The following is a 4,360-nucleotide window of genomic DNA, read 5'->3' as shown; positions in this document are numbered from 1 at the left end:
CCGGCGGTGACTCCGGGATCGGGCGAGCCGCGGCCATCGCCTACGCCCGCGAGGGCGCCGACGTGGCGATCTCTTACCTCCCGGAGGAGGAATCCGACGCCCAGGACACCCGCGGCTGGATCGAGGACGCGGGGCGACGGGCGGTCCTCCTGCCCTGCGACCTGCGCGACGAGACCCAGTGTCGGCAGATGGTCCGGGACGCGGCGCAGCAGCTCGGCGGACTGGACATCCTCGTCAACAACGCCGGCTATCAGCACGCGCGCGGCGAGGGTCTGGAAACCATGGACAGCGAGAACATGGACCGGGTCTTCAAGACCAATCTCTACGCGACGATCTGGGCGAGCCAGGAGGCGTTGGACCACCTCGGGCCCGGGTCGTCGATCATCACCACCGCGTCGATCCAGGCTTACCAGCCGGCACCGCCGCTCCTCGACTACGCGGCCACCAAGTCGGCGCTGAACAACCTCACCGTCAACCTCGCCTCCGAACTCGGGTCCCGGGGCATCCGGGTCAACGCGGTCGCCCCCGGTCCCATCTGGACTCCGCTGCAACCGGCCACCCAACCCGGCGAGAAGCTGGAGCAGTTCGGGTCGGACACCCCGCTCGGTCGCGCGGGCCAGCCCGCGGAGTGCGCGGGCGCGTTCGTCTTCCTCGCCTCGCCCTCTGACGCCGGCTACGTCTCGGGCACCGTGCTCGGCGTGACCGGCGGCAAGCCCGTCTTCTAGAGATGGCGGGCTCGACGCGCAGTACGCCCCTGGAGGACTACGCGCTGCTGTCCGACCTGCGCACCGGAGCGCTCGTGTCGCGGGACGGGAGCATCGACTGGCTCTGTCTGCCCAGATTCGACTCCCCCGCCGTGTTCTCGGCCCTGCTCGGTGGCCCGGAGGACGGCCGGTGGTGTCTGTCGGTGGTCGACGGTGAGGTGCTCGACCGCCGGTACATCCCGGAGACCTTCGTGCTCGAGACGACCTGGCGGTCCCCGTCCGGCACCGCCCGGGTGACCGACTGTCTCCTGCGGAGCGAGTCGCAGGGGGACCTGATCCGCCGGGTCGAATGCCTCGACGGCGAGGTGACCGTCGAGCACGACCTGCGCCTGCGGTTCGACTACGCACGGGCCACGCCGTGGACACGGGAGATCGCCAGAGACGGGGGGCACCGAGCGCTGTTGGCGCTGGCGGGGCCCGACGGCATCCTGGTGACCGGGCCGATGCTGCGGTGGCCCGACGAGGACGACGACGAGTCGTCGCCCAACGACGACACTCACGCCCGTACCGACGTGCGCGACGACGAACGGTCACAGGAAGGCGGGCGCGCCCGCCGGCTCGAGGGGACGTTCGACGTCCGCGCCGGAGAGCGGTTGGACTGGGACCTGACCTGGTTCCCCTCCCACGACGACGTGCCCGACCCGCCCGACGCCGAGGAGACCATCGCGGCGACCATCAGCGCCTGGACCGAATGGTCGTCGCAGCTGGAGGTCGACTGCGATCCCCGGCCCGAGGTGACCCGGTCGCTCCTGGTCCTGCGAGCGCTCACCAATCTGGACACGGGCGCCATCGTGGCCGCGCCGACCACCTCGCTACCCGAATACTTCGGCGGGGAGAGGAACTGGGACTACCGCTACACCTGGCTCCGCGACGCGGCCTTCACCATCGAGGTCGTGGTGGCACACGGACTCACCGAGGGCGCCGAGCTGTGGCGGGACTGGCTCCTGCGTGCGGTCGCCGGTGACGTCGACGACGTCAAGATCATGTACGGCGTGGGCGGGGAGCGGCAGCTGATCGAGACGGAGCTCGACCACCTCGACGGCTACGAGGACTCCCGGCCGGTGCGCATCGGCAACGGAGCCGCAGACCAGTACCAGGCCGACGTCGTGGGGGAGGTCATGATCGCCCTGCACGACCTGCGCGAGGCCGGCGTCCACGAGGACGAGTACACCTGGGGACTGCAGAAGGGGCTCCTGCGCTACGCGGAGAGACACTTCGACCGGGAGGACCACGGCATCTGGGAGATGCGCGGGTCGACCCACCACTTCACCCACGGTCGGGCCATGATGTGGGCCGCCTTCGACCGTGGCGTCCGCGCGGTCCAGGACCACGGGCTCGACGGGCCCGTCGAGCGGTGGCGTGACCTGCGGTCCCGGCTGGCCGAGGAGATCGACGAGCACGGATACGACTCCGAGCTGGGCAGCTTCACCCAGACCTACGACAACTCCGAGGTGGACGCCTCCCTTCTCCAGTTGCCCCACACCGGATTCCTGGACTACGACGACCCCCGGATGCTCGGGACGGTGGGGCGCATCGAACGGGACCTCGTCACCGAGGAGGGCTTCGTCCACCGGTATCGGGTCGACAGCGGGATCGACGGCCTGGAGGGCGGCGAGTACCCGTTCGTCCTGTGCACCTTCTGGCTGGTCGAGCAGTACGCCGGGAGCGGCCGCATCGACGATGCGCAGAGCCTCATGGAGACCATGGTGTCCCGGGGCAGCGACCTGGGGCTGTTCTCCGAGGAGTTCGACCCCGGATCCGGCCGCCTGGCGGGGAACTTCCCCCAGGCGTTCAGCCACATCGGGTTGATCCGGGCGGCAGACGCGCTGCAGGCGGCCCGGAAGGCACGAGAGGAAGGCGAACGATGACCACGTACGGGTTCCACGCCTCGCACGAACAGATCCCCCCGGGCAGGTTGTTGCGGGACGTCCAGCAGGCAGAACGGGCGGGCTTCCGGATCGCGATGTGCTCCGACCACTTCTCCCCCTGGTCGACGCGCCAGGGCCATTCGGGCTTCGCCTGGTCGTGGTTGGGGGCGGCACTGGCCACCACCGGCATGACGTTCGGCACCGTCTGCGCGCCCGGTCAGCGCTACCACCCCGCCGTGGTCGCACAGTCGTCGGCGACGCTGGCGGAGATGTTCCCCGATCGCTTCTGGGTGGCCCTCGGCAGCGGCCAGAACATGAACGAGCACATCACCGGCGACAAGTGGCCCGACAAGGCCACCCGGCAGGCCCGCCTGGAGGAGAGCGTCGACGTCATTCGCCGCCTGCACCGCGGCGAGGAGGTCACCCACCACGGTCTCGTCGACGTCGAGAACGCGCGGGTGTACTCGCTGCCGGAGACGCCGCCCCGGATCATGGGACCGGCGCTCACCCCGGAGACCGCCGCGCGGGCGGCGAACTGGGCCGATGGACTCATCACGATCAACGACGACCCGGAGTCGGTCCGGCAGATCGTCCAGTCGTACCGGACGGCCGGGGGCCGGGGTCCTCTCGCGCTCCAGGTCCACGTGGCCATCGAGGACACCATGAGCCGCGCCCGGGAGGTCGCCCGCGACCAGTGGCAGAACCACGCCGTGGACCCCCCGGTCGCCTACGACCTGCCCACCCCCGAGGAGTTCGACCTGGTCGCCCGGTACATCCCCGACGAGAAGATCGAGGAGACCGTGATCGTCACCGACTCGGTCGATCACCTCGTCGCCCGGCTCCGGGAGTTCGAGGAACTGGGATTCGACGAGATCTACCTGCACCACGTCTCCCAGGACCAGCTCGGGTTCCTGGAGTTGGCGGAGCAGGAGCTGCTCCCGGCGCTCGCTCGCGGTTGACCTGAGGACCAGACGACGTAACGTCGCCGTCATGGCCACTGAGATGTTGCACACGTACATGCAGGACCACCACGCCGGGGCCGCCGCCGGGGTGGATCTGTTCCGGCGGGTGGCGAAGGACCACGAGGACCCGGAGATCCGCGAGGTCGTCGCCCGCATCGGTGACGAGACGGAGGAGGACCTCCACAGCCTCGAAGAGCTCATGACCCTGGCCGGAACGGCGCCGTCGGCACTCAAGGACCTCCCTGCGCGCGCCGCGGAGAAGCTCGGTCAACTCAAGCCCAACCAGCGCTTCGCCCAGAGGTCGCCGCTCAGCGATCTGCTCGAGCTGGAGGCGCTCACGATCGCGGTCCGGGGCAAGGAGCTGGGGTTCCGGGCCCTGCTGGACATCGGCGACCCCCGGCTGCCCCAGCCCACCCTGGAGGCGCTGGTGGAGCGCGCGGTCGAGCACGGCGCGCAGCTGGAGAAGCTCCGGCTGAAGTGCACGGGAGCGCTTCGCGAGAGCTGAGCTGGGCTGGGCTGGGCTGAACCCCGGGCGTACCGTCTCGGGAATGAGGTTCTCGCAGGTCGACGTCTTCTCCCCCGTCCCGTTCCGGGGTAACCCCCTGGCCGTGGTCCACGACGCGGACGCACTGTCCGACACGCAGATGGCGACCATCGCCAGGTGGACCAACCTCTCCGAGACCGCCTTCCTTCTCGCACCCACCTCGGCCGGGGCCGACTACCGGGTGCGGATCTTCACCCCCACCGCCGAGCTGCCGTTCGCCGG

Annotated in this window: 5 protein-coding genes; all 5 read left to right on the top strand. The window is 70.1% G+C overall.

Annotated elements, in window-relative coordinates; genetic code table 11:
• Nucleotides 1–725, top strand: a 725-nt coding sequence (locus G6026_RS11370; RefSeq protein ID WP_182613239.1) for an SDR family oxidoreductase, incomplete at its 5' end; no start/stop codon positions are given.
• A gap of 2 nt (nucleotides 726–727) precedes the next feature.
• Entirely contained in the window at nucleotides 728–2,632 is a 1,905-nt protein-coding gene (locus G6026_RS11365; protein ID WP_182613238.1) for a glycoside hydrolase family 15 protein, read from the top strand.
• The gene (locus G6026_RS11360) at nucleotides 2,629–3,591 is read left to right on the top strand and encodes a TIGR03885 family FMN-dependent LLM class oxidoreductase (protein ID WP_182613237.1); all 963 of its coding nucleotides are present in this window, start codon (nucleotides 2,629–2,631) and stop codon (nucleotides 3,589–3,591) included. Before G6026_RS11365 ends, G6026_RS11360 begins: the two co-directional genes overlap by 4 nt.
• Nucleotides 3,592–3,622: 31 nt before the next feature.
• On the top strand, nucleotides 3,623–4,099 hold the full coding sequence (locus tag G6026_RS11355) for a hypothetical protein (protein WP_107755266.1): 477 nt from the start codon (nucleotides 3,623–3,625) through the stop codon (nucleotides 4,097–4,099).
• A gap of 43 nt (nucleotides 4,100–4,142) precedes the next feature.
• The coding region (locus tag G6026_RS11350) for a PhzF family phenazine biosynthesis isomerase (protein ID WP_182613236.1) at nucleotides 4,143–4,360 on the top strand (218 nt) is incomplete at its 3' end.

Source organism: Dietzia sp. DQ11-38-2 (assembly GCF_014145055.1).
In the GTDB taxonomy this organism is placed as follows: domain Bacteria; phylum Actinomycetota; class Actinomycetes; order Mycobacteriales; family Mycobacteriaceae; genus Dietzia.
This window is presented reverse-complemented; position numbering and strand designations above follow the sequence as displayed.

Coding starts and splice junctions, on each gene's coding strand:
- G6026_RS11365 (WP_182613238.1), top strand. CDS start 728: ATGGCGGGCTCGACGCGCAGTACGCCCCTGGAGGACTACGCGCTGCTG.
- G6026_RS11360 (WP_182613237.1), top strand. CDS start 2,629: ATGACCACGTACGGGTTCCACGCCTCGCACGAACAGATCCCCCCGGGC.
- G6026_RS11355 (WP_107755266.1), top strand. CDS start 3,623: ATGGCCACTGAGATGTTGCACACGTACATGCAGGACCACCACGCCGGG.